Annotated in this window: 26 protein-coding genes and 1 other RNA gene; 14 read left to right on the top strand and 13 right to left on the bottom strand. The window is 51.8% G+C overall.

Features of this window, described 5'->3' with window-relative positions:
• Positions 1-2: 2 nt before the first annotated feature.
• Positions 3-1,073 (bottom strand): 3-deoxy-7-phosphoheptulonate synthase AroF, encoded by a 1,071-nt coding sequence (aroF, locus tag QRN24_RS22275; RefSeq protein ID WP_284943071.1) that lies wholly within the window; start codon positions 1,071-1,073, stop codon positions 3-5.
• 214 nt (positions 1,074-1,287) lie between these two features.
• On the opposite strand from aroF, the gene QRN24_RS22270 reads away from it, so the two are divergent.
• The 4 genes from QRN24_RS22270 to QRN24_RS22255 all read left to right on the top strand — a co-directional run bounded on the left by QRN24_RS22270 (position 1,288) and on the right by QRN24_RS22255 (position 4,063).
• A complete protein-coding gene (locus QRN24_RS22270) occupies positions 1,288-1,662 on the top strand; it encodes a DUF2799 domain-containing protein (protein ID WP_020883919.1) in 375 nt (124 codons plus the stop codon).
• Positions 1,663-1,863: 201 nt separating this feature from the next.
• Positions 1,864-2,352, top strand: coding sequence for a regulatory sequestration protein YfiR (gene yfiR, locus QRN24_RS22265; RefSeq protein WP_020883918.1), 489 nt, complete (start codon positions 1,864-1,866; stop codon positions 2,350-2,352).
• Complete coding sequence (gene dgcN / locus QRN24_RS22260) at positions 2,345-3,565, top strand: diguanylate cyclase DgcN/YfiN (RefSeq protein WP_251885082.1); 1,221 nt, start codon at positions 2,345-2,347, stop codon at positions 3,563-3,565. The genes yfiR and dgcN overlap by 8 nt, the downstream gene beginning before the upstream one ends.
• A gap of 12 nt (positions 3,566-3,577) precedes the next feature.
• On the top strand, positions 3,578-4,063 hold the full coding sequence (locus tag QRN24_RS22255; RefSeq protein ID WP_020883916.1) for an OmpA family protein: 486 nt from the start codon (positions 3,578-3,580) through the stop codon (positions 4,061-4,063).
• Between the two features lie 2 nt (positions 4,064-4,065).
• Here the strand turns inward: QRN24_RS22255 and QRN24_RS22250 are convergent, their stop codons facing one another.
• The 7 genes from QRN24_RS22250 to ffh form a co-directional block, all read right to left on the bottom strand.
• Positions 4,066-5,436, bottom strand: coding sequence for a PepSY-associated TM helix domain-containing protein (locus tag QRN24_RS22250; RefSeq protein WP_284943070.1), 1,371 nt, complete (start codon positions 5,434-5,436; stop codon positions 4,066-4,068).
• Positions 5,437-5,473: 37 nt separating this feature from the next.
• Positions 5,474-5,878, bottom strand: a complete 405-nt coding sequence (locus QRN24_RS22245; protein WP_025203431.1) for a DUF2946 domain-containing protein — start codon at positions 5,876-5,878, stop codon at positions 5,474-5,476.
• A 131-nt stretch (positions 5,879-6,009) separates the two neighbouring features.
• A complete protein-coding gene (gene rplS, locus QRN24_RS22240; RefSeq protein ID WP_002914145.1) occupies positions 6,010-6,357 on the bottom strand; it encodes a 50S ribosomal protein L19 in 348 nt (115 codons plus the stop codon).
• 43 nt (positions 6,358-6,400) lie between these two features.
• Complete coding sequence (trmD, locus tag QRN24_RS22235; protein ID WP_014171247.1) at positions 6,401-7,168, bottom strand: tRNA (guanosine(37)-N1)-methyltransferase TrmD; 768 nt, start codon at positions 7,166-7,168, stop codon at positions 6,401-6,403.
• Between the two features lie 31 nt (positions 7,169-7,199).
• The gene (gene rimM / locus QRN24_RS22230; RefSeq protein ID WP_032670210.1) at positions 7,200-7,739 is read right to left on the bottom strand and encodes a ribosome maturation factor RimM; all 540 of its coding nucleotides are present in this window, start codon (positions 7,737-7,739) and stop codon (positions 7,200-7,202) included.
• A gap of 15 nt (positions 7,740-7,754) precedes the next feature.
• Positions 7,755-8,003 (bottom strand): 30S ribosomal protein S16, encoded by a 249-nt coding sequence (gene rpsP / locus QRN24_RS22225; protein WP_014171249.1) that lies wholly within the window; start codon positions 8,001-8,003, stop codon positions 7,755-7,757.
• Positions 8,004-8,193: 190 nt separating this feature from the next.
• The gene (gene ffh / locus QRN24_RS22220; protein ID WP_014171250.1) at positions 8,194-9,555 is read right to left on the bottom strand and encodes a signal recognition particle protein; all 1,362 of its coding nucleotides are present in this window, start codon (positions 9,553-9,555) and stop codon (positions 8,194-8,196) included.
• Positions 9,556-9,721: 166 nt separating this feature from the next.
• Between ffh and QRN24_RS22215 the strand changes: the two genes are divergently transcribed.
• Together QRN24_RS22215 and QRN24_RS22210 are read left to right on the top strand one after the other, a co-directional pair.
• On the top strand, positions 9,722-10,513 hold the full coding sequence (locus QRN24_RS22215) for a cytochrome C assembly family protein (RefSeq protein ID WP_003863130.1): 792 nt from the start codon (positions 9,722-9,724) through the stop codon (positions 10,511-10,513).
• Positions 10,514-10,531: 18 nt separating this feature from the next.
• Positions 10,532-11,818, top strand: a complete 1,287-nt coding sequence (locus QRN24_RS22210) for an HlyC/CorC family transporter (protein WP_032670206.1) — start codon at positions 10,532-10,534, stop codon at positions 11,816-11,818.
• 51 nt (positions 11,819-11,869) lie between these two features.
• Here the strand turns inward: QRN24_RS22210 and grpE are convergent, their stop codons facing one another.
• Positions 11,870-12,463 (bottom strand): nucleotide exchange factor GrpE, encoded by a 594-nt coding sequence (gene grpE, locus QRN24_RS22205; RefSeq protein WP_020883911.1) that lies wholly within the window; start codon positions 12,461-12,463, stop codon positions 11,870-11,872.
• A 122-nt stretch (positions 12,464-12,585) separates the two neighbouring features.
• On the opposite strand from grpE, the gene nadK reads away from it, so the two are divergent.
• The 3 genes from nadK (at position 12,586) to bamE (ending at position 15,688) form a co-directional block, all read left to right on the top strand.
• Positions 12,586-13,464, top strand: a complete 879-nt coding sequence (nadK, locus tag QRN24_RS22200) for an NAD(+) kinase (RefSeq protein ID WP_020883909.1) — start codon at positions 12,586-12,588, stop codon at positions 13,462-13,464.
• An 85-nt stretch (positions 13,465-13,549) separates the two neighbouring features.
• The gene (gene recN / locus QRN24_RS22195) at positions 13,550-15,211 is read left to right on the top strand and encodes a DNA repair protein RecN (protein ID WP_284943069.1); all 1,662 of its coding nucleotides are present in this window, start codon (positions 13,550-13,552) and stop codon (positions 15,209-15,211) included.
• 138 nt (positions 15,212-15,349) lie between these two features.
• Positions 15,350-15,688 (top strand): outer membrane protein assembly factor BamE, encoded by a 339-nt coding sequence (gene bamE, locus QRN24_RS22190; RefSeq protein WP_014171256.1) that lies wholly within the window; start codon positions 15,350-15,352, stop codon positions 15,686-15,688.
• Positions 15,689-15,787: 99 nt separating this feature from the next.
• Here the strand turns inward: bamE and QRN24_RS22185 are convergent, their stop codons facing one another.
• Together QRN24_RS22185 and QRN24_RS22180 are read right to left on the bottom strand one after the other, a co-directional pair.
• A complete protein-coding gene (locus tag QRN24_RS22185) occupies positions 15,788-16,075 on the bottom strand; it encodes an RnfH family protein (protein WP_032680464.1) in 288 nt (95 codons plus the stop codon).
• Positions 16,065-16,502, bottom strand: coding sequence for a type II toxin-antitoxin system RatA family toxin (locus QRN24_RS22180; protein WP_024908332.1), 438 nt, complete (start codon positions 16,500-16,502; stop codon positions 16,065-16,067). Before QRN24_RS22180 ends, QRN24_RS22185 begins: the two co-directional genes overlap by 11 nt.
• Positions 16,503-16,658: 156 nt before the next feature.
• On the opposite strand from QRN24_RS22180, the gene smpB reads away from it, so the two are divergent.
• From smpB to QRN24_RS22160, 4 genes are all read left to right on the top strand, one after another.
• Positions 16,659-17,141, top strand: a complete 483-nt coding sequence (gene smpB / locus QRN24_RS22175) for an SsrA-binding protein SmpB (RefSeq protein ID WP_008502505.1) — start codon at positions 16,659-16,661, stop codon at positions 17,139-17,141.
• Positions 17,142-17,230: 89 nt separating this feature from the next.
• Positions 17,231-17,594, top strand: a transfer-messenger RNA (tmRNA) gene (gene ssrA, locus QRN24_RS22170).
• A gap of 204 nt (positions 17,595-17,798) precedes the next feature.
• Complete coding sequence (locus QRN24_RS22165) at positions 17,799-19,040, top strand: integrase (protein ID WP_163387522.1); 1,242 nt, start codon at positions 17,799-17,801, stop codon at positions 19,038-19,040.
• A 138-nt stretch (positions 19,041-19,178) separates the two neighbouring features.
• Positions 19,179-22,808 (top strand): DEAD/DEAH box helicase, encoded by a 3,630-nt coding sequence (locus QRN24_RS22160; protein WP_163387524.1) that lies wholly within the window; start codon positions 19,179-19,181, stop codon positions 22,806-22,808.
• Positions 22,809-23,402: 594 nt separating this feature from the next.
• Here QRN24_RS22160 and QRN24_RS22155 read toward each other — a convergent pair.
• Together QRN24_RS22155 and QRN24_RS22150 are read right to left on the bottom strand one after the other, a co-directional pair.
• On the bottom strand, positions 23,403-24,638 hold the full coding sequence (locus tag QRN24_RS22155; protein WP_163387526.1) for an MFS transporter: 1,236 nt from the start codon (positions 24,636-24,638) through the stop codon (positions 23,403-23,405).
• Between the two features lie 63 nt (positions 24,639-24,701).
• Positions 24,702-25,655, bottom strand: a complete 954-nt coding sequence (locus QRN24_RS22150) for a sugar phosphate isomerase/epimerase family protein (protein WP_163387527.1) — start codon at positions 25,653-25,655, stop codon at positions 24,702-24,704.
• A 316-nt stretch (positions 25,656-25,971) separates the two neighbouring features.
• Here QRN24_RS22150 and QRN24_RS22145 point away from each other — a divergent pair, with 316 nt between their 5' ends.
• The gene (locus tag QRN24_RS22145) at positions 25,972-26,853 is read left to right on the top strand and encodes an SIS domain-containing protein (RefSeq protein WP_163387529.1); all 882 of its coding nucleotides are present in this window, start codon (positions 25,972-25,974) and stop codon (positions 26,851-26,853) included.
• Positions 26,854-26,855: the final 2 nt, after the last annotated feature.

The following is a 26,855-nucleotide window of genomic DNA, read 5'->3' as shown; positions in this document are numbered from 1 at the left end:
TCTTAAGCCAGACGCATCGCCAGCTGGCCGCTTACATCTTTATGGATCTCACGCAGCAGCGCGTCGGTGGTTTCCCAGCTGATGCAGGCATCCGTGACGGATACGCCGTGCTTCATTGCGCTGCGCGGTTGTTCAGATGACTGATTGCCTTCGTGAATATTGCTCTCAATCATCAGACCGATAATAGAACGGTTGCCGTCTTTTATCTGTGCCACCACAGATTCCGCAACCGCAGGCTGACGACGGTAATCTTTATTCGAATTACCATGACTGCAATCTACCATCAGTGCCGGGCGCAGTCCCGCCTGCTCCATCTCTTTTTCACACTGTGCCACATCTGCCGGGCTGTAGTTCGGTGCTTTGCCACCGCGCAGGATCACGTGACCATCCGGGTTACCCTGCGTTTGCAGGAGGCAAACCTGCCCCGCCTGGTTAATACCGACAAAACGGTGCGGCATTGCCGCGGCACGCATGGCGTTAATCGCGGTGGCCAGGCTGCCATCAGTACCGTTTTTAAAACCAACCGGCATCGACAGACCAGACGCCATCTCGCGGTGGGTTTGTGATTCTGTGGTGCGTGCCCCAATGGCAGACCAGCTAAACAGGTCGCCCAGGTACTGCGGGCTGTTCGGATCCAGCGCTTCAGTGGCCAGCGGCAGCCCCATGCTGACCAGCTCCACCAGCAGGCGACGCGCAATTTTCAGTCCTGCTTCCACATCAAACGAGCCATCCATGTGCGGATCGTTAATCAACCCTTTCCAGCCAACGGTGGTACGTGGCTTCTCAAAATAGACGCGCATTACCAGATAGAGGCTATCGCTGACCTCCTCCGCTAATGTTTTAAATCGACGAGCGTACTCAATGGCGGCTTCAGGATCGTGAATAGAACAAGGACCACATACCACCAGCAGGCGCGGATCGCGGCCAGCGATAATGTCTGAAATGGTCTGACGCGAGTGCTCAATTTGAGCCTCCTGCGCGACGCTCAGCGGGAATTCCGCTTTCAGTTGATCCGGAGTAATCAAAATCTGTTCGTCAGTGATATGTACGTTGTTCAGCGCGTCTTTTTGCATGATTGCGATCCTATAGAGCTCGTTTGCGATAGTTGTTTTCCTCGAAGAGGTGAAACAACGATACCATAACAAGTAAAGATTTCAATCCAAAATGCGTACACTTTTCTTTACGAATGCCAATTTATTGCAAAAATCAGCCGCCATATCCGTAAACTTTAAATTACACCCCTAATTTCCGTTACCAGGCTATGCTGAAGAAAAAAGGAGAATGGCTATGCGTTCAATTGCTCTAGTGCTGTTGTCGCTCATTTTATCGGGTTGCCAAATCAATCCTTATACCTTCCACCCGGACTGGACCAGCCCCAGCTGGTTTGATGCAGGTAAAGAAGACGCCATGAATGGTCTGCCGGTTAAAGATAACCAGACGCTGGCCGATAATTTTAATGATCCGCATGTTGATCGTAGTGAATATCTCCGGGGATATGCAGACGGACAGAAGAAAGTGTGTGAAGAAGGTTTTCTCCACGCCTGGGGATTAGCGGGCAAATCTTTTCCTGCCAGCTGCGATACTGCTGAAAATGCAGCAAAACTGCACGAGTCATGGCAAAAAGGCATGGATGAAAGCATGCGCTCCAGCAGACTTAATTAAGCCTCTTTTTATTCACCGGAATATAACAAAGTGTAGGATTTAGCTTAGGTCGAGGCAGGGAAAATTCTGACATAATGACGGCTTTGGTAAACAATGGTATTCTGCCCACAACTCTTAAGGACATCTATTTCCGGAGCGAAGTGGCGGATTCTGGTGAGAAATTTATTCTTGATCTCTTTTTTCCGACTCACTCTGGTGCTAATGCTGTTCCTTATGGTGGGCGCAGCGGCGGCAGGCACGTTCACCGAAACCGATAAATCGGTACGTTCGATCGTTTCAGGTATTGTGAGCTACACCCGATGGCCGTCACTTTCCGGCCAGCCAAAACTCTGTGTTTATGCTTCTTCTCACTACACGCATGCACTCACCAGCAAGGACGGGCAAAGCGAATTACCTTATACCCCCGTTATTGTGCGTAACGATCAGGAAGCCCTGTCCGCGACGTGTGATGCTATTTATTTCGGGGCGGAATCCCCCGTAAAACAACGTGAATTAATAAGTCAGTATCAGGGCAGAGCATTGCTATTAATCTCAGAGCAAAATCCGGAATGTATTATTGGCAGCGCCTTTTGCCTGATAATTGATCGCAACCATGTCCGGTTTTCCGTCAATCTGGATGCGCTGACTCGCAGTGGCGTGAGAGTCAATCCGGATGTATTAATGCTCGCACGGAATAAGCAGCATGGATAAAGATTTCACTTCAGCGCCACGTCCGACGTTTAAAAGAACACTCAGACGAATCAGCATGATAAGCGTCATCATCACGATGACATTAATATGGCTGCTCCTCTGTTTTGCCTCCGTCGTGACATTAAAGCAATACGCACAAAAGAATCTCGAATTAACCGGCGCCACCATGAGCCACAGCCTTGAAGCCTCCCTGGTGTTCAACGATTCAGTGGCAGCCAATGAAACGCTTGCCGCCCTTGGCAAACAGGGCCAGTTTGCCGTGGCTGAAGTCCTCAACGTGCACAAAAAACGCTTTGCGTACTGGTCGTGGAACCCGGCGGATAACAACGACACTCTGGGCGCACTGGTCAGCCGCTGGCTTTTCCCCGAGCCGATTTCCCAGCCTGTATTCCATAACGGCTCAACGATTGGCGAAATACGCCTTACCGCGCGTGACAGCCTGATAAGCCACTTCATCTGGATGTCGTTTGCCGTTCTCACCGGCTGTATTTTGTTTGCGACGGTGGTCGCACTGACCATTACGCAATCCTTGCATCACGGCATGGTTACAGCGCTGCAAAACATTACTGACGTCGTTCATGACGTACGCACTAACCGTAACTTCTCCCGACGGGTGAAAGACGGGCGGATTGAAGAATTTCACCAGTTTGGCGAGGACTTCAACAGCCTTCTGGATGAAATGGAGGAGTGGCAGCTTAAACTGCAGGCGAAAAACGCCCAGCTATTACGCACCGCCATGCACGACCCGCTGACGGGTCTTGCCAACCGTGCGGCATTTCGTAACAGCATCGCGGCATTAATGAATGACCCCGCAGCAAAAACAAACTCGGCCCTGCTCTTCCTCGACGGTGATAATTTTAAGTTTATTAATGACACCTGGGGACACGCGGCAGGAGACTGTGTGCTGATTGAAGTCGCCAGAAGAATGGTCGAGTTCGGTGATAAGCGCCATCAGTCATACCGCCTTGGCGGCGACGAGTTTGCCATGGTGCTGTACGGCGTCCATTCAGAGCCTGAGGTTCAACATCTTTGTGCTGCCTTATCGCAGCAGTTTATCCGCCCGTTCGAATTGCATAACGGGCAAAAAGCATCAATGTCACTCAGTATTGGCTTTGCTCTGGCGTGGGAAAATGGTTCTGTGGAAGCATTACTGGAGAAAGCCGACCGCAATATGTACCTGGTTAAAAATCAGCGTACAAAAACGATAAATTAGAAGGGAAACGATATGTTAAAGCGATACTTCGCGCCGTTGTTATTAGCCTCAGTCGTGCTGGCAGGTTGCCAGTCACCGCCGCAAGGCAAGTTCACTCCTGAGCAGATTGCGGCGATGAAGTCTTACGGTTTTAACGAACTGAACGGCGACTGGTCTCTTGGCCTGTCAGATACCATCCTGTTTGATAAAAATGACGCCAGGCTGCGTGCGGAAAGTGAAACGCAGATCAAGACTATGGCCTCTCGCCTCGCGGCAACCGGCCTGAACCACGCGCGTATGGACGGTCACACGGACAACTACGGCGAAGAGCGCTACAACGAAGCGCTGTCATTGAAACGTGCAAATGCGGTAGCCGACGCCTGGGCGAAGGGAGCCAATATCCCACGCAGCAACCTCTCCACGCAGGGGTTAGGCAAAAAATACCCTGTTGCGAACAACAGTACTGCAAAAGGGCGCGCTGAAAACCGCCGGGTTGCGGTGGTTATCAGCACGCCATAAGGTTATTTAACCGATGATTCTGCGAGCGACACGCCTGTTGCCGCTCGCCAGCGCAGCCAGTCGACCAGCACAAACAGGGCCAGACTCACCCCCATCACCGGCATCGCCAGCCCCAGCAGGACACTCACCATCGCCGTGACGGCTCTTCCCCATCCCGATAGCGCCAGCCAGCTCTGACAGAGCGTCTGAACCGGGTTCACGGCCGATTGCGCCGGACGACGCATCCACCACATCCGGTATCCCCAGACGATCAGCACGCACAGGGCAATACCGAACGCGATCAGCAACAGCTGATTGGCCAGCCCAAACAAGATCCCCATGTGGAAATCCACGCCCCAGCGGGTCAGTTTTGCCATTAACGGGAAATCTTCAAACCGGGTTCTGTCCAGAATGTGCAGGGAGTGCGGATCGACCGACACCGCGTCGACCTGAGTCGGCCAGCTGCGATCGATTTCCGTCACGGTCCAGGCCTGTTCAGCCGTTTTCGCCGGGCGGATTTCGAGCTTGCTGGCATCTATACCCGCCGTACGGGCGGCATGCAGGACGTCATCAAAAATCGTCGGATCCATCACCATCCCGGGCATCATCATCCCGCTATGATGCCCCCGGTGCTCAGCGTGCTCGTCCATGATGGCAGGCACACCGGAGAGCGTAGTATTGACCTGCGGCGTAAGCCAGTTCATCCGGGCACGCAGTGTATCTACGTTACCGCCCGCCCATTGAGACCACGTCAGGCCTGTCGCTGAGAACAATAACATTCCCCCCAGCAACACCCAGCCCAGTGCCACATGCACACGACGGCGGTTCTGGAAACGGTTGTTCATCCGACGTTTTGGTCGGGTGTAAAACCACAGGGCGATTCCACCCAGCGCGGCAACCCACATCCAGGAGGCGGCCAGCTCGCTATACAGACGCCCGACATCGCCAAGCATCAACGAGGTGTGCAGATAATCGATGGTCTGGCGCAACGGCAGAATGCCACTCGTGCCGTACACCGTCATATCGCCCCGCACCTCAAGGCTCACGGGATCCACAAAGATAGCGCGGTTCTCCGACGGGCCAAGCGCAGGGTCAGCGAACATCACGCGGGTAGTATCACCGTCAACCAGCCCCGGACGAACGGCATGCAGGCGCAGATCTGAACCCACGGCGTTTTCCGCCACGGCAATCTGCTCGGCCAGAGGCCGTGCCTCTCCCACCGAATCCGTGTGCAACGCGTGCCGGTAGAGCGTGTTTTCCAGCTGCGGCGTCGCCACATACAGCGTACCGGTCAGCGCGGCGAAGAAGATAAACGGGCCAACAAACAGCCCGACATAGAAATGGAGTCGACGCAGCAGGTTTCCCCATGCCGCGCGCGGAGTGCAGGTAGTCATACTTTTCCTTTTTAAGGCAAAAAGTTATCGATTTTTTTTAAAGGGAAAAAGCAGACTGCCGCGGCGGCGCGCGGGTATCAGGAAAGAGCCAGGGGAAAAAGTGCCAGTGGCTGACCGGCGGTTGCGGCGGTGTAACGCGACTCCTTTGCAGTACCACACTGAGCAGTACAATCAGCGCCAGCATCACGCCCGGCACATGCGCTAACAGTACACAGTAGCCACACGCTTCCGCATGGTCGACGGGCATCGAGTGCGGCATATCGCCATGGTGCTCATCCATCGACATCATGCTCATGTCATGATGCATTCCCGGCATGGCGCTCATGGGATCTTTTTGCAGCGAGATGGAGATAAGCGGCGCAACCACGATCAGCAGGATCGCAAACAGCGCGGTCAAAGCCGCTGCGCGTTTCCAGTTATGCCGATGCAGTACGTTATCCACTTTCCCTCCCGTTAAGAGGCCAGCATTGTAAATGATTTATGACGAAAGGGTTAATGCGAGAGGTGCGATGGAATAAAAAAGGGCCAGCCTTTCGGCCAGCCCTTTTTAACAGGATGTCGCTTAAGCGAATCTTAGTTCAGACGCTCTTTAATACGAGCAGACTTACCAGTACGCTCACGCAGGTAGTACAGTTTAGCTTTACGTACAGCACCACGACGTTTAACAGCAATGCTGTCAACTACCGGAGAGTGAGTCTGGAAGACACGCTCAACGCCTTCGCCGTTGGAAATTTTACGAACAGTGAATGCAGAGTGCAGACCGCGGTTACGAATAGCGATAACCACGCCCTCGAATGCCTGCAGACGTTTTTTGGAACCTTCAACAACCCATACTTTCACTTCCACGGTGTCACCTGGACGGAAGGAAGGTACGTCCTGCTTCATCTGCTCTTGTTCAAGTTGCTTAATAATGTTGCTCATAATTTAATCTCTTATCCTGGGTAAACTGATATTCGGGAGCGTATTACGCATTCCCATCATGTTCATGCTGCTGTTGCGCGTGTTCTTTTTTGAACTCGGCCAGCAACTTTGCTTGCTCTTCAGTCAGAGCCAGGTTTTCCAGAAGTTCAGGTCTTCTAAGCCAGGTTCGGCCCAGCGACTGCTTCAAACGCCAGCGACGTATCTCAGCATGGTTTCCTGACAGTAACACCGCCGGTACTTCCATCCCTTCTAACACTTCAGGACGAGTATAGTGTGGACAGTCCAGCAACCCATCAGCAAAGGAATCTTCCGTTGCCGAAGCTTCATGGCCCAGTACACCCGGAATGAACCGGGCAACGGAGTCAATCAGCGTCATCGCTGGTAACTCACCACCGCTGAGTACGTAATCGCCGATAGACCATTCTTCGTCAATCTCGGTTTGAATTACGCGCTCATCTATCCCTTCGTAGCGACCACAGACCAGAATCAATTTTTGATTCGTCGCCAGTTCGCTGACGCCCGCTTGATCAAGCTTGCGTCCCTGAGGTGACAGATAAATCACCTTCGCGCCTTCACCTGCCGCGGCTTTTGCTGTGTGAATGGCGTCCCTTAAGGGTTGCACCATCATTAACATCCCCGGTCCGCCGCCGTAAGGACGATCGTCCACGGTACGGTGCCGGTCATGCGTAAAGTCACGAGGACTCCAGCTCTGGATGTTCAGCAGGCCATTCTTTACTGCCCGGCCAGTTACCCCGTAATCGGTAATCGCGCGGAACATTTCAGGAAACAGGCTAATTATGCCAATCCACATAGCGCCGTCTTTTACCGTTTATCCGGAGAATTTAAAAACCAGGATCCCAATCTACTTCAATCGTTTGAGTAGCGAGATCGACTTTCTTGATAACCTGTCCATCGAGGAACGGAACCAACCGCTCCTTGATGCCAAATGCATCTTTCAGGTTTGCCCTAATGACGAGAACGTCATTTGACCCGGTTTCCATCATGTCGATGACTTTCCCCAGGCTATAACCTTCAGTGGTGACCACCTGGCAACCCATAAGGTCTTTCCAGTAGTAGTCGCCCTCTTCCAGCTGCGGCAACTGCGACGAATCCACGATAATTTCACAATTAGTCAGTGCATTCGCGGCATCACGATCGTCAATGCCTTTCAGCTTGATGATGATGTCCTGATTGTGGTGACGCCAGCTTTCCAGCTCGACCTCTTCCCACTTACCGGCTTTCTGGATAAACCAGGGCTGGTAATTAAAAATGCTATCAGCGTCTTCAGTGGAGGAAAACACTCTGAGCCAACCACGAATACCGTAGCAAGAACCCATTTTGCCCAATACAATCGGTTCAACAGGTGCTTTATTGCTCATCATGACCACCGTGACAGATTAAGCTGCTTTGTTTGCTGCTTTGATCAGCGTAGCAACGCGATCGGAAACAGTAGCGCCCTGGCCAACCCAGTGAGCGATACGATCCAGATCCAGACGGGTTTCTTCTTCAGAACCAGAAGCGATCGGGTTGAAGAAACCAACGCGCTCAATGAAGCGACCGTTGCGTGCATTACGGCTGTCAGTAACAACAACCTGGTAGAACGGACGCTTTTTAGCGCCGTGACGTGCTAAACGAATAGTTACCATAACATCCTCTTGTGTGAATAAAACAACCGGGCCCCATCGAGGAACGGAGCCCGGGTGTCATATTAAAAGCCCGAAAATTTTACTGATTTCTGGGGAAAATGCAATCAGCAGTTAAAACTCTGCTGCAAAAGACGGTCGGGGTGCGCTTTTCGGGCACACCCCGGCATTAAAATAGCCAACAGCCAGGCGATTAACGGCCAGGGAATCCTGGCGGCATCATGCCCTTCATGCCACGCATCATCTTCGCCATGCCGCCTTTCTTCATTTTCTTCATCATGCGCTGCATGTCGTCGAACTGTTTCAGAAGGCGGTTTACGTCCTGCACCTGCATGCCACAACCGGCTGCGATACGGCGTTTGCGGGATCCTTTGATGATGTCCGGGTTAGCACGTTCCTTGAGGGTCATCGAGTTGATGATCGCCTCCATACGCACCAGCACCTTGTCATCCATCTGCGCTTTTACGTTGTCAGGGATCTGGCCCATGCCCGGCAGTTTGCCCATCAGGCTTGCCATGCCGCCCATGTTTTTCATCTGACGCAGCTGCTCAAGGAAATCGGTCAGGTCAAAACCGTCGCCTTTTTTCAGCTTGCTGGCCAGCTTCTCAGCCTGGGCGCGGTCAACCTTGCTCTCGATATCTTCGATAAGCGACAGCACGTCGCCCATGCCGAGGATACGGGAGGCGATACGGTCCGGGTGGAATGGCTCCAGCGCTTCGGTTTTCTCACCCACACCGAGGAATTTAATCGGCTTGCCGGTGATATGACGAATCGAAAGCGCCGCACCGCCGCGGGCGTCACCGTCCACTTTGGTCAGCACTACGCCGGTTAACGGCAGCGCTTCGTTAAACGCTTTCGCGGTGTTCGCCGCATCCTGACCGGTCATGGCGTCAACAACAAACAGGGTCTCTACCGGATTGATAGCGGCATGCACCTGTTTGATCTCATCCATCATCGCTTCGTCAACGTGCAGACGACCGGCGGTATCCACCAGCAGCACGTCGTAGAATTTCAGCTTCGCCTCTTTCAGCGCCGCGTTAACGATGTCGACAGGCTTCTGGGCAACGTCAGACGGGAAGAAATCCACGCTGACCTGCTGCGCCAGGGTTTCCAGCTGTTTAATCGCCGCCGGGCGATAGACGTCCGCAGAAACGACCAGCACTTTTTTCTTGTGCTTTTCACGCAGGAATTTACCCAGCTTACCCACGCTGGTGGTTTTACCCGCACCCTGCAGGCCCGCCATCAGCACGACGGCCGGTGGCTGTGCCGCCAGGTTAAGCACCTGGTTCTCTTCGCCCATCGCCGAAACCAGTTCGTTACGGACGATTTTGACGAACTCCTGACCCGGGGTCAGGCTCTTGTTAACTTCATGACCAACCGCCTTCTCTTTAACGCGGTTGATAAAATCACGAACAACCGGCAACGCGACGTCTGCTTCCAGCAGCGCCATGCGCACTTCGCGCAGCGTTTCCTTGATGTTGTCTTCGGTAAGGCGTCCGCGGCCGCTGATGTTGCGCAGCGTGCGCGACAAACGATCGGTTAAATTATCAAACATTGTCTCTCGCCTGAGTAGAAACGTTGGGTCGCTGGCAGCGACACATACACAGAATTTTGCCGGAGTATAACATGAAGGCGGCTTTGTTGTTATGCAACGGTTGGAGCAGGCGTCACGTAACGTTATACTGCTTCTCTTTCTTATTAAGACAACTGTCGATGCCTATATGCCTGTTTTCGCACTGATCGCCCTTGTTGCCTACTCTGTCAGCCTCGCGCTGATCATTCCTGGACTGCTGCAAAAAAACAGCGGCTGGCGACGCATGGCTATTCTTTCGGCGGTGATCGCACTGATAAGCCATGCGTTCGCGCTGGAATCGCGCATTATCCCCGGCGATGGCAGCGTACAGAACCTGAGCGTGCTCAACGTCGGCTCGCTGGTTAGCCTGATGATCTGTACGGTGATGACCATTGTCGCCTCTAAAAACCGTGGCTGGCTGCTACTGCCGATTGTGTATGCCTTCGCGCTGATCAACCTGGCCCTGGCCACGTTTATGCCCAATGAGTTTATTACGCATCTGGAAGCGACGCCGGGAATGCTGGTGCATATCGGCCTGTCACTCTTCGCTTATGCAACGCTCATTATCGCCGCGCTCTATGCCATGCAGCTCGCCTGGATTGACTATCAGCTGAAAAACAAAAAGCTGGCCTTTAACCATGAGATGCCGCCGCTGATGGTGATTGAGCGTAAGATGTTCCACATCACGCAGGTCGGTGTCGTGCTGCTGACGTTAACGCTGTGCACGGGCCTGTTTTATATGAAAAACCTGTTCAGCGTGGAGAATATCGATAAAGCGGTCCTCTCCATCATCGCGTGGTTTGTCTATATTGTCCTGTTATGGGGCCATTATCATGAAGGCTGGCGCGGTCGTCGCGTGGTCTGGTTCAACGTCGCGGGCGCGGGCATTCTCACCCTTGCCTATTTTGGCAGCCGCTTCATACAGCAATTTGCTGGCTAAGTAACAAAGGAGTTCCCCCTGGAACACATCTCTACCACCACGCTGATCATTACGCTGATCGTCATGGTGGTCATCTCCGCCTATTTCTCCGGCTCGGAAACCGGCATGATGACCTTAAACCGCTACCGGTTACGTCATCGTGCTAAACAGGGTAACCGTGCCGCCCGTCGCGTCGAAAAACTGCTGCGTCAACCGGATCGTCTGATCAGTCTGGTGCTTATCGGTAACAACCTCGTCAACATTCTTGCCTCTGCACTCGGTACCATCGTCGGGATGCGCCTGTATGGCAACGCCGGCGTCGCCATTGCCACCGGTGTGCTGACCTTTGTGGTGCTGGTGTTTGCAGAAGTGTTGCCTAAAACCATCGCCGCGCTCTACCCGGAAAAAGTGGCCTACCCCAGCAGCTTCCTGCTGGCACCGCTGCTGATCCTGATGATGCCGCTGGTCTGGTTACTGAACATGGTGACGCGTGTTCTGATGCGGATGATCGGTATCAAAGCAGACGTCACCATCAGCAGCGCGCTCAGCAAAGAAGAGCTGCGTACCATCGTGCATGAATCGCGCTCGCAGATCTCCCGACGTAATCAGGACATGCTGCTGTCGGTACTGGATTTGGAAAAGGTCAGCGTTAACGACATCATGGTGCCGCGTAACGAGATCGTCGGCATTGATATCAATGACGACTGGAAAGCCATCGTCCGCCAGCTGACCCACTCCCCGCACGGGCGTATCGTGCTGTACCGCGACTCTCTGGACGATGCCATCAGCATGCTGCGCGTGCGCGAAGCTTATCGTCTGATGACCGAGAAAAAAGAGTTCACCAAAGAGGTGATGCTCCGCGCCGCCGACGAAATTTATTACGTGCCGGAAGGAACGCCGCTCAGCACCCAGCTGGTGAAGTTCCAGCGTAACAAGAAGAAGGTCGGCCTGGTGGTTAATGAGTACGGGGATATTCAGGGGCTGGTGACGGTTGAAGATATTCTGGAAGAGATTGTCGGGGACTTTACCACCTCAATGTCCCCTTCCCTTGCGGAAGAAGTCACCCCGCAGAACGACGGCTCGGTGCTGATCGACGGTAGCGCGAACATTCGCGAACTCAATAAAGCCTTTAACTGGCATTTACCGGAAGATGAAGCACGCACCATAAACGGGATGATTCTGGAAGCACTGGAAGAGATCCCGGCGGCGGGCACGCGGGTGCGCATTGAGCAATACGATATTGATATCCTGGACGTGCAGGACAATATGATTAAGCAGGTGAAAGTCCTGCCGGTAAAACCGATTCGGGAAAGTATTGCAGAGTAGAGAGTAGGCCGGGTACGGCGCAAGCCGCCACCCGGCACTACAGATGGCAAATTACGCTTTCGCTTTCGCCACGGTAACCATTGCAGCACGAATGGTACGACCGTTCAGGGTATAACCTTTCTGCATCACGCCAAGCACTTTACCGGCTTCAACGTCTTCTGATTCCACCATCGCAATCGCCTGGTGTACGTTTGGATCCAGCGGAACGTTGGTATCGCCAACCACTTCCACGCCAAACTTACGTACCACATCCAGCATGGATTTCAGCGTCAGTTCGATACCTTCGATCATCGCGGTGTTGTCCGGGTTAGCTTTATCAGCCACTTCCAGTGCGCGATCCAGGCTATCAATAACCGGCAGCAGTTCGTTGATGAATTTCTCCAGCGCAAATTTATGCGCCTTCTCAACGTCCTGCTCGGTACGACGGCGCAGGTTTTCCATTTCCGCCTTGATGCGCAGAACACTATCGCGTTCGCGATTCTGTGCTTCTACCAGCTGAGCTTCCAGATTCGCAATTTTTTCATCGCGCGGGTCCACCTGCTCAGCAGATGCGTCCGGCTCTACAGCCTCAACATCATCGTGCTGTTCCGTGATAATTTCTTCAGGGGCTTGCCCCTCAGGCGTTTTCTGTTCTTTACTACTCATGAATTTCTCCGCGTTTTTCTGCATTCATATCGCTAACTTCGCTTATTATGGGGATCAGTTTCCGGGATTCAAGGGAACAAGACAGATTGTCATCATTCATCAGGCACAAGGACCTCCAGAAAATGAATAATCATTTCAGGTGTATTGGGATCGTCGGGCATCCGCGTCACCCTACCGCATTGACGACACATGAAATGTTGTATCGCTGGCTGTGTAGCAAAGGCTATGAAGTGATGGTCGAGCAGCAGATTGCCCAGGAGCTGCAGCTGAAGAGCGTCAAAACCGGCACGCTGGCGGAAATTGGCCAGCAGGCGGATCTCGCCGTGGTGGTCGGTGGCGACGGCAATATGCTCGGCGCGGCCCGAACGCTCGCGCGTTATGACATCAAGGTCATTGGTATCAACCGCGGCAATCTCGGCTTTCTGACCGACCTCGATCCGGACAACGCCCAGCAGCAGCTGGCCGACGTGCTGGAAGGTCATTATATCAGCGAAAAACGCTTTTTGCTGGAAGCGCAGGTGTGTCAGCAGGACTGCCAGAAGCGCATCAGCACCGCGATTAACGAAGTGGTGCTCCACCCCGGCAAAGTGGCGCACATGATTGAGTTCGAAGTCTATATCGACGAAATCTTCGCCTTCTCGCAGCGTTCTGACGGGCTGATTATCTCCACGCCGACAGGGTCGACTGCCTACTCACTCTCTGCGGGTGGCCCGATCCTCACCCCTTCACTGGATGCCATCACCCTGGTACCGATGTTCCCGCACACGCTCTCGGCGCGTCCGCTGGTGATCAACAGCAGCAGCACCATTCGTCTGCGTTTCTCGCACCGCCGTAACGATCTGGAGATCAGCTGCGACAGCCAGATTGCGCTGCCTATTCAGGAAGGTGAAGATGTTCTCATTCGTCGGTGTGATTACCACCTGAATCTTATTCATCCGAAAGATTACAGCTATTTCAATACATTAAGCTCGAAGCTTGGCTGGTCAAAAAAATTGTTCTGATTTTGCATCCAGTACTTTACTGTATATAAAACCAGTTTATACTGTATGAAAACACAGTCATGGTTTTTCATACAGGAAAACAATTATGCTGGCACAACTGACCATCAGCAACTTTGCCATAGTTCGTGAGCTTGAGATCGATTTCCACAGCGGCATGACGGCGATCACCGGGGAAACCGGTGCGGGTAAATCCATTGCCATAGATGCCCTCGGCTTGTGCCTCGGCGGCCGTGCAGAAGGTGACATGGTGCGCAGGGGCGCAAACCGTGCCGATCTCTGCGCTCGCTTCTCCCTGAAAGATACCCCTGCCGCCATGCGCTGGCTGGAAGAGAACCAGCTGGAAGACGGACGTGAGTGTTTACTTCGTCGCGTTATCAGCAGCGATGGTCGTTCCCGCGGCTTTATCAACGGCACTGCAGTCCCGCTTTCCCAGCTTCGCGAGCTCGGCCAGTTACTCATTCAGATCCACGGCCAGCACGCGCACCAGCAACTCATTAAACCGGAGCAGCAGAAAGCGCTGCTTGATGGCTATGCAGGTGAGTACGCACTTACTCAGCGCATGGCGGAGCACTATCGCCAGTGGCATCAAAGCTGCCGTGAGCTTGCCCAGCACCAGCAGCAAAGCCAGGAGCGTGCCGCCCGTGCTGAGCTTCTGGAATACCAGCTTAAAGAACTCAATGAATTTAGCCCGCAGGCGGGTGAATTTGAGCTTATCGACGAAGAGTACAAGCGCCTGGCTAACAGCGGTCACCTGCTCTCAACCAGCCAGAATGCCCTTAACATGCTGGCTGACGGTGAAGACGTGAACCTGCAGAGCCAGCTGTATAATGTTCGTCAGCTCATCACCGAGCTGTCCGGCATGGACAGCAAACTCTCTGGCGTACTGGATATGCTGGAAGAGGCCGCAATTCAGATTTCAGAAGCCAGTGACGAACTTCGCCACTACTGTGAACATCTGGATCTCGACCCGAACCGTCTGTTTGAACTGGAGCAACGCATCTCCCGTCAGATCTCGCTGGCGCGTAAGCACCACGTTACGCCAGAAGAGCTGCCTGGCTACTATCAGTCCCTGCTTGATGAACAACAGCAGCTTGACGATCAGGCTGACTCGCTGGAAACCCTGTCACTGGCGGTGAACCTGCACCATGAACAGGCGCTGACGACGGCGAAACAGCTGCATGAGATCCGTCAACATTACGCCCAGGAACTGAGCCAGCACATCACCGACAGCATGCACACGCTGGCGATGCCGCACGGCGTGTTCACCATCGATGTCCGTTTCGAAGAGAACCATCTGACGGCGGAAGGTGCGGACCGTATCGAATTCCGCGTCACCACCAACCCGGGGCAGCCGTTGCAGCCCATCTCTAAAGTGGCTTCCGGCGGTGAACTGTCGCGTATCGCGCTGGCGATTCAGGTGATTACCGCACGTAAAATGGAAACCCCGGCGCTGATTTTCGATGAAGTGGATGTGGGGATCAGCGGCCCTACGGCGGCAGTCGTCGGCAAACTGTTGCGCCAGTTGGGTGAATCAACGCAGGTCATGTGTGTTACCCACCTGCCGCAGGTGGCCGGGTGTGGTCATCATCACTTTATCGTCAGCAAAGAAACTGACGGTGAAATGACGGAAACGCACATGAAGCCACTGGATAAACGCGCACGTCTGCAGGAGCTGGCACGCCTGCTGGGCGGCAGTGAAGTCACGCGAAATACGCTCGCGAACGCGAAAGAACTGCTGGCGGCATAAACTTTTTCGGGATCTCAGGGTCATAGAGAACAACAAAAACGCCGCCAGACCGGTTTCAAAGTGGGGCAAGGTCTATTATCATCGGCATATAACATATGAGCCGCGTTCTGCTCGGGCCCGAAAAGGAATCAAATCACTATGCGTTGTAAAATGCTGACCGCTGCCGCAGCGGTTCTTCTGATGTTGACCGCAGGCTGTTCCACTCTGGAGAAAGTGGTTTACCGTCCTGATATCAACCAGGGGAACTACCTTACCCCTAACGATGTGTCCAAAATCCGTGTGGGGATGACACAACAGCAGGTCGCTTATGCACTTGGAACCCCAATGATGTCCGATCCGTTCGGCACAAACACCTGGTTCTATGTATTCCGTCAGCAGCCGGGCCATGAAGACGCGTCCCAGCAGACGCTGACGCTGACCTTCAGCAGCGCCGGTGTGTTGACCAACATCGACAACAAGCCTGCCCTGACCAAATAATCAGGTGTCAGAGATGCAAAAAGGTGCTCAATGAGCACCTTTTTTGTTTTCCTTCATCCCCCTCGCCCCTTTGAGATCAGGCTTAAGGTGAAGAGCGAACTACTTACCCGATTTCTCCGCACGCTGGCGACGCAGCTCTTTCGGGTCGGCAATCAGCGGGCGATAAATTTCGACCCTGTCACCCTCATTCACCACATCAGCCAGTTTGACCGGACGGCTGTAAATGCCGACTTTATTTTTCGCCAGGTCGATGTCACGACGAAGCTCAAGGATGCCAGAAGCGCGAATAGCCGCCTCAACGGTCGCACCTTCTTCCAGCATCACACGCTGCAGATATTGCTTCTCCGGCAGCGCATACACCACCTCGACAGCTATCTTATGCGACACTGTAAACCTCTTTGGCGCGGGTCGTGAACGCCTGAACCATATTCGAGGCCAGCTCTTTAAAGATGCGGCCAAACGCCAGCTCAATCAGTTTATTGGTAAACTCAAAGTCCAGCTGGAACTCGATGCGACAGGCATCAGCGCTGAGGGGGGTAAACTTCCAGCCACCCATCAGGGTTTTAAATGGACCATCTACCAGATGCATCAAAATACTCTGATTGCTCGTCAGCGTATTGCGGGTGGTGAACGTCTTGCTGATCCCCGCTTTGGAGACATCGACCGCCGCCGTCATCTGCGTCGGGCCAGACTCCAGCACGCGGCTCCCGGTACATCCCGGAATAAATTCTGGATAAGACTGAACGTCGTTCACTAACTGATACATTTGTTCCGCGCTGTATGGAACAAGCGCAGTACGGCTAATCTGAGGCATAGCATTTCCCATGGTCACACAACCGACAAATAATAACATTTATCACCTGTTAAAAAAACGCTAAGCCTCATCTCGTGCTAATATAGCGCGTTAGACCTCACAGGACGCAATGAGGTGACTTTTTGAAATCAGATTACCGATGGCTTTACGATACTTATGACGAAGAAAAAAGCACATAAACCAGGCTCGGCGACCATTGCGCTCAACAAGCGTGCTCGCCACGAGTATTTTATTGAAGAAGAATTCGAAGCTGGCCTTGCATTGCAGGGCTGGGAAGTAAAATCGCTGCGCGCCGGGAAAGCCAATATCGGTGATAGTTACGTGATCCTGAAAGATGGCGAAGCCTTCCTGTTCGGTGCCAACTTCACGCCGCTGACCGTCGCTTCGTCACACTACGTGTGTGACCCAACGCGTACCCGTAAGCTGCTGTTGAACAAGCGTGAACTGGAGTCCCTTTATGGGCGCATTAACCGTGAAGGCTTCACCGTGGTTGCCCTGTCGCTGTACTGGAAAAATGCCTGGTGCAAAGTGAAAGTTGGCGTCGCGAAGGGTAAAAAACAGCACGACAAACGTACCGATCTGAAAGAGCGCGAATGGCAGCTCGACAAAGCACGTATTATGAAAAACGCAGGACGTTGATTCTGCGCACTTATTGTACTATTCAATAAGTTAGCGTTCCGGGCTGGTATCCAGGATCTAAAATCTGGTATACTCAGTTCAACACTATTGGGGCTGATTCTGGATTCGACGGGATTTGCGAAACCCAAGGTGCATGCCGAGGGGCGGTTTGCCTCGTAAAAAGCCGCAAAAAAATAGTCGCAAACGACGAAAACTACGCTTTAGCAGCTTAATAACCTGCTCTGAGCCCTCTCTCCCTAGCTTCCGCTCTTAAGACGGGGATTCAAGAGAGGTCAAACCCAAAAGAGATCGCGTGGAAGCCCTGCCTGGGGTTGAAGCGTTAAAACTAATCAGGCTAGTACGTTAGTGGCGTGTTTGTTCGCAGCTGGCGTGCGAATGTAAAGACAAACTAAGCATGTAGTACCGAGGATGTAGAAATTTCGGACGCGGGTTCAACTCCCGCCAGCTCCACCAAAATTCTCCATCGGTGATTACCAGAGTCATCCGATGAAGTCCTAAGAGCCCGCACGGCGCAAGCCCTGCGGGTTTTTTTGTGCCCTCAATTTGTCCCGCGAATTCCGAAGAGAACTAATTAAATCCGAACCTTTTAGGCACCTTGTTAGGCACCTCATAAAGCTTTATTGTTTTTGAGGTGCCTAAAACTATGGAAACCCGGCAATGGCAAGACAAACCAAACCTCTATCCGTTAAAGAAATCGAATCCGCCAAACCCAAAGAAGCGGACTACGTTCTCTATGATGGTGATGGCCTTGAGCTACTCATCAAATCCAGCGGAAGTAAAATCTGGCAGTTTCGCTACATTCGCCCTGTCACTAAGAAACGTGCGAAGAAGAGCATAGGTCCCTACCCGTCAGTTACCCTTGCCGATGCCCGAAACTATCGGGCAGAGTCCCGTTCTCTTCTGGCGAAACAAATTGATCCCCAGGAACATCAGCAGGAACAACTGCGCAGTTCAATTGAAGCCAAAACCAATACTTTCCAGCTCGTAGCTGAACGTTGGTGGAATGTGAAGAAAGCAAGCGTGACAGCGGACTATGCAGAAGATATCTGGCGCTCTCTTGAGAGAGATGTCTTTCCTGCAATTGGGGACGTTAGCGTTACAGATATTAAAGCTCACACACTGGTTCAGGCCGTTCAACCTGTTCAGGCCAGAGGAGCACTGGAAACCGTTCGTCGACTGTGCCAACGCATTAATGAGGTCATGATCTATGCCCAAAACACAGGGCTGATTGATGCTGTTCCCAGCGTTAATATCGGTAAAGCCTTCGAGAAGCCTCAGAAAAAGAACATGCCCAGCATTCGACCGGACCAGCTACCTCAACTGATGCAGACAATGCGAACAGCCAGCATTAGCCTTTCCACACGCTGCCTGTTCATGTGGCAACTTCTTACTATTACCCGCCCTGCCGAAGCGGCTGAAGCTCGCTGGGAAGAGGTAGACATAGAAGCGCGAGAGTGGAAGATTCCTGCAGCACGCATGAAAATGAACCGCGGCCATACTGTTCCATTGTCAGATGAAGCAATTGCGATACTGGAGATGATGAAGCCGTTAAGTGGTAATCGAGAATTTATCTTTCCCAGTCGCATTAAGCCTACCCAGCCGATGAACAGCCAGACAGTGAATGCTGCACTCAAGCGTGCTGGCTTAGGAGGCATACTCGTATCACACGGTTTACGTTCTATCGCTAGTACGGCACTCAATGAGGATGGATTTCTGCCTGATGTCATTGAAGCAGCACTGGCTCATGTAGACAAAAATGAGGTACGTCGCGCTTATAACCGCAGTGATTACCTTGAGCAACGGCGACCGATGATGCAATGGTGGGCTGATTTTGTTATGGCTGCTGATCGCGGAAGTATGATTGAGGGAGGTATGAGGGGAGAGCGTTTAGCGGGATGACGGATAATTAATGACAGTTCCCACTTTAGTAGTGGGCCAGATGAGAATTTATATTTCAAGCGAAAGCTAGTAGTTTTAGAAATAAAGCTAATTAGCATAATATCTCTTAATGGAAGGGATATGGAGCCGCAGAAATAAATGAAGACACGGCAGTATGCGCAAAAATCAATCTTCGATCTGGAAGCAATCTTCGAGCAGTCCCGCAACAATGTTAGCGAACTTGAACAGTTGTTGAGCGAGCTGACCTTTCGCAACACTGCCAAGGCGCGGACGCTGACGGCTAAAATCGAGCAATCTCTATTTGCACTTAGCGGCCACAGCGTGGTCGCCATGTCGGCTTCCAGCCCATCAACACGCCATCCCGATTCGGTGTCCATTCAATCTTCTCGAGTTGTGCCCCACAATTCGCCTGCTGCGGAAGAGCAACTGCAACTGAAGGCCATCCCAGACTCTGCCATACGAGAGCAATTCGACAAAGACCAAATCGACCTTGGTCCGATCCCGTCTTTTTCTCCATCAGGTAAGGCGAATGATGCGCGAGCAATACTGGCAGCATGGACAGCCCTCGAAGCACTGTCGCCTCAAGGTTATAAACGCCCAGAGGATATGGCAACCGGCGACCGCTCTAGGGTTGCTCTATTGGAGCGAGGTGTTCCATGGGGACCAAATGCCCGCAGCAAGCCCAGTTATAAGCTTTATTTCGAGGTCGTCCTCGGCTCCATCGCTCTCGACAAGGCGACGGACGAGCTGGTCAAGGTTTTTGGCGAGGATGAGGAGCGTTCACGCCCGGACGGTAAGAAAGCGGCCATCGGCTCGATCCTGATCGACAAAGAAGGCTATGTGCTTGAGGAAAAAGGCGTTGCCGTGTCAAGTTTTGCCTGGGCACTCAAGCCGGCTCTCGATCTGAAGCTTGGGAGTTTAGGGAATTGGCCGAATGTTGAGCCGCGCATTATCAAGCATCTGGATCGAATGATTCGCCACCACAACAAAGATGGAGAACCCATACCGATCGATCTGAATGTTGTTCATAACGCTTATAAATGGCTTGTATCGCAGTTCAGTGTACCCGAGCATTTGGTTGAGCCACCCACATTCGCGATTAAGGTGTTTCATCATTTCAAGGCTAAGGCGCCGCCTGAACCTTCATTACTGAATTCCTTCTATCTTGAAGATCTCGGTGAAGCAACCAAATTGCTCGAGACGGGCAAAGCCGGAACCGGTTTGCGCCGCTACATGGGAATTGGCAGACCTGACCAGAAAATCGACGTGCTATCGCCCATTTCCGCAGTTGAGCCGTTCGTCGCACCGTCGCTCATGCCGCAGGCTCGTTGGCCTTCGAAAGGCGGCCATCCACTGGTGTTGCTTCAACAGGCTGCCGTGAATGCGGCGCGTGCTGAGCTGAATGATGCTCCAGGTATCATCGGCGTCAATGGGCCTCCGGGAACCGGTAAGACCACTCTTCTCCGGGATATCGTCGTTGGATGCATTCTCGATCGGGCCACGGCGATGTCCGGCTTCAACAAACCGCAGGATGCCTTTTCCACAACAGGCGAGAAGCTGGCATTCGGTTCCAATGCATTCCTGCACTTCTACAAGTTACATGCATCCTTGAGGGGCCATGAGATCGTCGTAGCCTCCTCCAATAACAAAGCGGTCGAAAACGTCAGTAAAGAGCTTCCTCTCAAGGAAGCCAATGGTCGCCATGAACAGATCGCCTACTTCCGGTCCATCAGCGACCTGATTGCGAATCCCAAACGCGCCGGCTATTTCGAAGCCGAGGCCGAGGGGGACATCCCCTCCGACACTGTCGAAACCTGGGGGCTGATCGCCGCTGCTCTCGGCAAGAGCAGCAACCGAGGCGCGTTTCAGCAAGGTTTCTGGTGGAATGAAGACGGTGGTTTCCTTACCTACCTGAAAGCAGCTCGCGGCATAAATGTCATGCGTGAGATCAAGGACGAGCGAACTGGCGAAACCATCGATCGTGTGATGCCCAGCGTGGTTGTCAATGAGCGGCCCAGCACCAACGAAGCGGATGCTGCTGCGGCCTGGCTGAAAGCGCGAACCGCCTTTCTTAAACTTAAGGAGACGGTAGACGCCGAAATCGCCAGCATCGAAGAGATGCGACGGGATATCCAGGCGCTCAAGGGAGCGATCACCGAACTTCAAAGGGCTGAACAGCGTCGACCGAGTCTGAATGAAGCCGTCGAAGAGGCACACAAGACTGCTGAATCCTGCCAACGAGAGCATGAGAAGGCAAAATCGCAGATCGAGCAGGACAAGATCATGCTCGACAGCCATCTTGCTTGCCGTCCAGGTTTCTTCTCCCGTTTGTTTGCGACTGCGGCCTGGAAGTCGTGGAGATCGACACTGCAGAAGCTCTCGACGACCTTGCAGCAATCAGTCATACGGGCGCAGGAGACAGACAGGGCCCTGGAGCTTGCAAGGGCTGAGTGGAGCAATACTGAGTCCCAGTTACAGCAACTCGACCAGGAAATTTCCAGCAAATGTCAGGCTGTCTCGAAATTGAAGGCAACCGAGGCACAGGCACGAAACCGTATGGGAGACAGGGTCGTTGATGAGAGGTTCTTCGAGCGCGAGCACGAGGCTATCCACCTCACTGCGCCATGGCTTCCCGATGAGGTTCATCGCCTGCGGGAGGATCTTTTCGCCGCTGCCCTGACTGTGCATAAAACGTTCATCGATGCTTCGGCCAGCCGCTTGCAACACAATCTTGGGTTATTGATGTCAGGCATGGTAGCTGGTGCCTTCCAGTCTTCCGCTCACCGTGAACTTCTCCCCGACCTTTGGTCAAGCCTTTTCGTGGTTGTGCCGACCGTGTCCACGACATTCGCCTCTGTTCGGACGATGTTCGGGGATCTGCCACCAGAGAGCATTGGTTGGCTTCTGGTAGATGAAGCGGGCCAAGCCGTTCCTCAGGCAGCAGTTGGAGCTATCATGCGGGCAAAGCGCTCCATTGTGGTAGGTGACCCGTTGCAAATCCCACCTGTAGTTTCACTTCCTGAAAAGCTGAACGCCGAAATCTGCAAGTTCTTTGACATTGACCAAGTCGAATGGTCTGCCCCCGCAGCATCTACGCAGACCCTTGCTGATCAGGCATCGCGCTTCAAATCCACCTTCGTCATGGACGTAGGTGATCGAGAAGTCGGGCTGCCATTGCTCGTTCACAGGCGTTGCCAGAACCCAATGTTTGATGTTTCTAACTCCATCGCCTATGCCGGGCAGATGGTCCATGCTGTCGGGCCTAAAAAACCCGGATCTATAGGCTCGGCTTTGGGGAGATCTCACTGGGTGGATATCAATGGCGATGCTGAGACGAAGTGGTGTCCCGACGAGGGCGAAGCGGTTGTGCGAATGCTCAAAGAGCTGGCAGCATCGGGCATTACAAATCCGGACGTATTTATCATCACACCATTCAAGATCGTAGAGCAGAACATGCGTCGGCGTCTCGACAGTGAAACTGATCTGCTGCGAACGTTCGGCGTAAAGCTGGATGAATGGTGCCGTGATCGTGTAGGCACAATCCACACGTTCCAGGGCCGAGAGGCGGACACGGTAATCCTGTTGCTGGGTGCGCCGAAAGCGAGTCAGCAAAGAGCACGTCAGTGGGCGGCAAGCCCACCAAACATAATCAATGTAGCCGTCTCACGCGCCAAGCAAAACCTGTATGTGGTCGGCTCGGCTGCTGCATGGACAGGGGCGGGAACTAGCCTTCAGGTCCTGCATCGGCAATTGGCGAAATCAGCCTAACAATCTCCGAGGTGGCCCTCATTATTGAGGGCTCATCGCGACTCATTTTTGGCTAACTTCAGTAATGGGCTGGCCGCTATGTGTTAAAATCTGACATTGCTCACATAATAATCAAGTAGTCACTTTTCACCGCCCATACAAGCTTGATAATTCTTACCGCTCCCCTTATATCCACACTGAGGAATAACCTCTGACATGGCTAAGGAGTATGATTATGGGGCTTAAACCTGGTCCAAAACCAATCGCAAAATCAACAGGAAAACCCGATCAACGCAGACGTGATAATAAGGATAAACCCGGCAATACCCCAGGACTGAAACCAAGCAAATCAACTGGGAAGTAATCGTTCAAGGGTATGGAGAATTCATCTATACCCTTATCTCATCAAATCAGTCTGCTTTAGCCCGTTTAGTGCCAGGAGCGGACCTTCCGTCTAATCTAATAACTTTAAATTTAGAGTGCCTGGTCAACTTAAAATTATTAATAATCTTAAAGAAGTAATAACGGCTCAAAGGCTGGCTGGATGTCGGTTAAACACGTGGTGATTCACTAAGGCCCGGGATTACCCGGACCTGGTAGTAAAGTTACACCCGATTATGCGACCTTATCTTTCAGTTCAGCGTGCCGATTAAGCTCCTCAGGTGTTTTGAGGAAAGGTGTAAGCACGCCACTGAGGATATATAAACCGGCATAGATGCCTAGAACACCACCTGCGCCAAGTGATGAATAGAACAATGCCGTAATGGCGGGAGCGATAAAGGCTCCTAGTCCTGCACCAAGGTTCAGTACTGACATTGCAGCACCTTTACTGTCCGGGGCAAGCATCGGGAACAATGCAGACAGGGGAACATAACCTGCCATGGTCACACCGCACAGGCAAAGAACGAATGCCATCACATAGAAATTATGACCCAGTACCTGAGGGACCGCCCACACCAGAATGAGAACAGCGGCATAACCAAATCCTCCTACCCACATGATGGTTCTCCGCCAGCCAAATTTGTCACCAAAGAATCCGAAGAATAGATTGGCAAAGATGGCCACCAGGAAGACCGCAGACCACATATGAAGCCACTCTGTTTTACTGTATCCATAGCTTATCAGGTACAGAGGCAGGAAGGTGGCCAGCCCGTACTGCGCGATACCGTTTACAGATTTCACCACCAGGCCCAACGCGATGACCGGCCGCTGCAGTATGGTGATCCCTTTCAGTAATTCACCCGCGCTGAATGGGTGAATTTCTGACGCAGGAACAACATCACGGTTGACCCAGATCCCGAGAACAGACCCGATCAGGACAAACAGTAAGCCGACCCAGAGTACGTGGATCTCACCCAGCACCGGTAACGCCATCGAAGAGAAGAAAGGCCCAAGCACACTCAGCCCTAATGAGAACGTAAACCAGAACCAGCCAACTGCAGTCGCCCTGCGCGCAACTGGTGTGCTGTAGTTAATCCATATCAGGAATGAGTATGCGAACAGAGGATATCCAATCCCGCGTAAAGCGTAGAAAGGAAGCATCCACACCATTTCCATATGTTTAAGGCCAACACTGATAAAACCGATACTGCCAATGATAAAGGTTACCAGACCGTAAAACATGACTTTACGCGGGCCAAGCGTCTGAACCAGAACGCCAGTAACCCAGGCTGCCAGCGTAACAGTGACACCATACGCGGTGATAAGGTAGGAGGCCTGTGCAACAGACAGCCCCTTCTCTACAAGCCAGATTGAGATCCACGCCTGCTCAACACCATCGCCGATCATAAAGATGGTCAGGCCAATATATCCCCATAATAAATTCCTGGGTAAACCTATCTTTTCAAACATATTTCCCTCCAGTGTCAGACACTGACTGGTCGCGGATACGAGGTAAGGTGCTGCTTGTTTTAATTATTCAGCGATCATTTTCAGTAACATACCCTGTACTTTCAGGGCGTCCTGGCTTTGAATCATTTGTTCAATTTCAGGAATGCTGAGACGGTCAATAAAGTCAGACAGTGCTTTGTACATACGGATATTCTGAGCGCACTCCGCTACCGGATCTTCGCGGCTCGGGAAGGTATCGAAATAAATCAGACCACTGAAACCAACGCGTTTTGCGTAGTAGATATATTCCAGGGTCTGTAACAGATGTACGGAGCCCAGCATCAGGCCATCATCGAAATGACCGTAGCCGTCATTAAGATGGAAACCGACGAGGCGGTTTTTACGAGCTGACTGGAACAGGGAGAAGGCCGGGTTTTCCTTTTTCATGATCATATGGCAGAAATCGAGGGTGATACCCAGATTGTCACTGCCAACATCATCAATCAGCATTAAGGTTGAGGAAACATCACCAATATAGGAGAAAGTACGCGGTTCATAAGGTTTGTATTCAAAGCTGAACTGCATATCCCCATGTGCCTGGGTCACGATACGTAAGGCATCAACGAGCAGCTCATACGCGCGGAAGTAATCTTGCTGGAACGGGTAATCATAGCCGTCATATCCAAACCATAAGGTGACGGTATTTCCCCCGAGGAATTTACATATCTCAGCGGCTTCAAGCGTCGTATCAATAGCTTTACGGCGAAGCGCAGAATTCGGATTGGTAAACTCGCCATCAATAAAGTCTTTGTTGTAGCGCAGCGCAATACCACCTACCTGCAGACCATTATCAGCAATACATTTTTTAATCAGTTCTTTGTCCTGGCCAATAAAATGCTCAGGATAGTTAAGTTCGATGTGTGTTAATCCTTCCACACTACCCATACGGGTAATGAGATCACAGGTATCCATTTTGTTCTTCGCGTCGAAAAGCTCAGGTCGTGAACGGAAAGAATTAATACGGGAGGAAAATTTCATTGCAGTCACCTTGTTTGTTTATTTCAGCTGTTTTTATAAGAGTGATTTTTTTCTGAGTAAATAGCCACAAGAAAATATTACTGCAAATAAATAAAAACACACTGCCCAAGCATTAAAATTTTACTTGCAATAAAATAATTCAAAATCAATGATTTAAAAAAAATTTTACTAGGTGTGAAATTTAAAATTGAATAATGAGTTAAGTATTTTACTCACAGTAAAATTAATTAGTAAAACACTTTACAGTCTGTGATCCAGATAACATTTCATATCGTTTTGTCGTGATAATTTCGTTTTCATACTTACAGGAGGAATTATGCACAGCAGGCTGAAGGGTAATGATGTATTTTTACTTGCTAGAACGCTGGCTCCTGAGCTAGGTAAAAAAGAGAGAGCTATCGCCCGCTTCATAGATGATAACCCGCAGTCTCTGGCACGCATGTCAATTACAGAAATTGCTAATTATCTGAAGGTTAGCGTATCGAGCATAACCAAAGTCTCCAAAAAACTGGGATTTACCGGATTTCATGATTTGAAGTTAAGTGTCTCTGGTAACATGAATGTCGTTGAAAATATTGTTGACATTCCGGTTATACACGATTCGGAAAAATACGTTGAAAGTATTCTTGAAAGCACCTTTCTTAATTCGGTTCTTGCCCTGCAAGATTCGTTAAACGTCATTGACTGTGCCGTCATAAAATCGGTTGCATATCTCTTCATTAATAAACCTGAAGAAGCAAGGATTTTTATTGCTGGTTGTGGAGGTTCGGGTACAATCTGTGATGATTTCAATCATAAGCTACTAAAAATTGGTATTTTCTCATCGGTATTCAGTGACAGTCATAAACAACTGATGACAGCATCGCTAATGCGGCGGGGTGATATTCTTCTGGCCGTGTCACACTCTGGGCAAACGTCGGATATTATCCAGATGGTAAATATTGCTAATGAGAACGGCGCAGAAACGATTTGTTTAACCAATTATCCGAACAGCCCGCTTAGCCTTATTGCCCGTCATTCAATCATTTCGGCAGTAAAAAATAATCCGATCACGGGCGAAAATGCTACGACCCGAATAGTACATCTGAATATTCTTGACGCTATCTTTACCATTATCGCCAGTAAAACCAGTGACAAAAGTAAAAATAGCTTACTCAGCACCAGAAATGCGGTGGCGTCCAAGCGTACCGCCAGTTAAAG

Origin of the sequence: Enterobacter sp. MEB024, from assembly GCF_030209635.1 — a bacterium.
In the GTDB taxonomy this organism is placed as follows: domain Bacteria; phylum Pseudomonadota; class Gammaproteobacteria; order Enterobacterales; family Enterobacteriaceae; genus Enterobacter; species Enterobacter ludwigii.
This window is presented reverse-complemented; position numbering and strand designations above follow the sequence as displayed.

What these genes read in the sequence shown, in the direction of transcription:
- aroF (WP_284943071.1), bottom strand. Translation starts at nt 1,073, where the DNA reads ATGCAAAAAGACGCGCTGAACAACGTACATATCACTGACGAACAGATT.
- QRN24_RS22270 (WP_020883919.1), top strand. Translation starts at nt 1,288, where the DNA reads ATGCGTTCAATTGCTCTAGTGCTGTTGTCGCTCATTTTATCGGGTTGC.
- yfiR (WP_020883918.1), top strand. Translation starts at nt 1,864, where the DNA reads ATGCTGTTCCTTATGGTGGGCGCAGCGGCGGCAGGCACGTTCACCGAA.
- dgcN (WP_251885082.1), top strand. Translation starts at nt 2,345, where the DNA reads ATGGATAAAGATTTCACTTCAGCGCCACGTCCGACGTTTAAAAGAACA.
- QRN24_RS22255 (WP_020883916.1), top strand. Translation starts at nt 3,578, where the DNA reads ATGTTAAAGCGATACTTCGCGCCGTTGTTATTAGCCTCAGTCGTGCTG.
- QRN24_RS22250 (WP_284943070.1), bottom strand. Translation starts at nt 5,436, where the DNA reads ATGACTACCTGCACTCCGCGCGCGGCATGGGGAAACCTGCTGCGTCGA.
- rplS (WP_002914145.1), bottom strand. Translation starts at nt 6,357, where the DNA reads ATGAGCAACATTATTAAGCAACTTGAACAAGAGCAGATGAAGCAGGAC.
- trmD (WP_014171247.1), bottom strand. Translation starts at nt 7,168, where the DNA reads ATGTGGATTGGCATAATTAGCCTGTTTCCTGAAATGTTCCGCGCGATT.
- rimM (WP_032670210.1), bottom strand. Translation starts at nt 7,739, where the DNA reads ATGATGAGCAATAAAGCACCTGTTGAACCGATTGTATTGGGCAAAATG.
- rpsP (WP_014171249.1), bottom strand. Translation starts at nt 8,003, where the DNA reads ATGGTAACTATTCGTTTAGCACGTCACGGCGCTAAAAAGCGTCCGTTC.
- ffh (WP_014171250.1), bottom strand. Translation starts at nt 9,555, where the DNA reads ATGTTTGATAATTTAACCGATCGTTTGTCGCGCACGCTGCGCAACATC.
- QRN24_RS22215 (WP_003863130.1), top strand. Translation starts at nt 9,722, where the DNA reads ATGCCTGTTTTCGCACTGATCGCCCTTGTTGCCTACTCTGTCAGCCTC.
- grpE (WP_020883911.1), bottom strand. Translation starts at nt 12,463, where the DNA reads ATGAGTAGTAAAGAACAGAAAACGCCTGAGGGGCAAGCCCCTGAAGAA.
- nadK (WP_020883909.1), top strand. Translation starts at nt 12,586, where the DNA reads ATGAATAATCATTTCAGGTGTATTGGGATCGTCGGGCATCCGCGTCAC.
- recN (WP_284943069.1), top strand. Translation starts at nt 13,550, where the DNA reads ATGCTGGCACAACTGACCATCAGCAACTTTGCCATAGTTCGTGAGCTT.
- bamE (WP_014171256.1), top strand. Translation starts at nt 15,350, where the DNA reads ATGCGTTGTAAAATGCTGACCGCTGCCGCAGCGGTTCTTCTGATGTTG.
- QRN24_RS22180 (WP_024908332.1), bottom strand. Translation starts at nt 16,502, where the DNA reads ATGCCTCAGATTAGCCGTACTGCGCTTGTTCCATACAGCGCGGAACAA.
- smpB (WP_008502505.1), top strand. Translation starts at nt 16,659, where the DNA reads ATGACGAAGAAAAAAGCACATAAACCAGGCTCGGCGACCATTGCGCTC.
- QRN24_RS22165 (WP_163387522.1), top strand. Translation starts at nt 17,799, where the DNA reads ATGGCAAGACAAACCAAACCTCTATCCGTTAAAGAAATCGAATCCGCC.
- QRN24_RS22160 (WP_163387524.1), top strand. Translation starts at nt 19,179, where the DNA reads ATGAAGACACGGCAGTATGCGCAAAAATCAATCTTCGATCTGGAAGCA.
- QRN24_RS22155 (WP_163387526.1), bottom strand. Translation starts at nt 24,638, where the DNA reads ATGTTTGAAAAGATAGGTTTACCCAGGAATTTATTATGGGGATATATT.
- QRN24_RS22150 (WP_163387527.1), bottom strand. Translation starts at nt 25,655, where the DNA reads ATGAAATTTTCCTCCCGTATTAATTCTTTCCGTTCACGACCTGAGCTT.
- QRN24_RS22145 (WP_163387529.1), top strand. Translation starts at nt 25,972, where the DNA reads ATGCACAGCAGGCTGAAGGGTAATGATGTATTTTTACTTGCTAGAACG.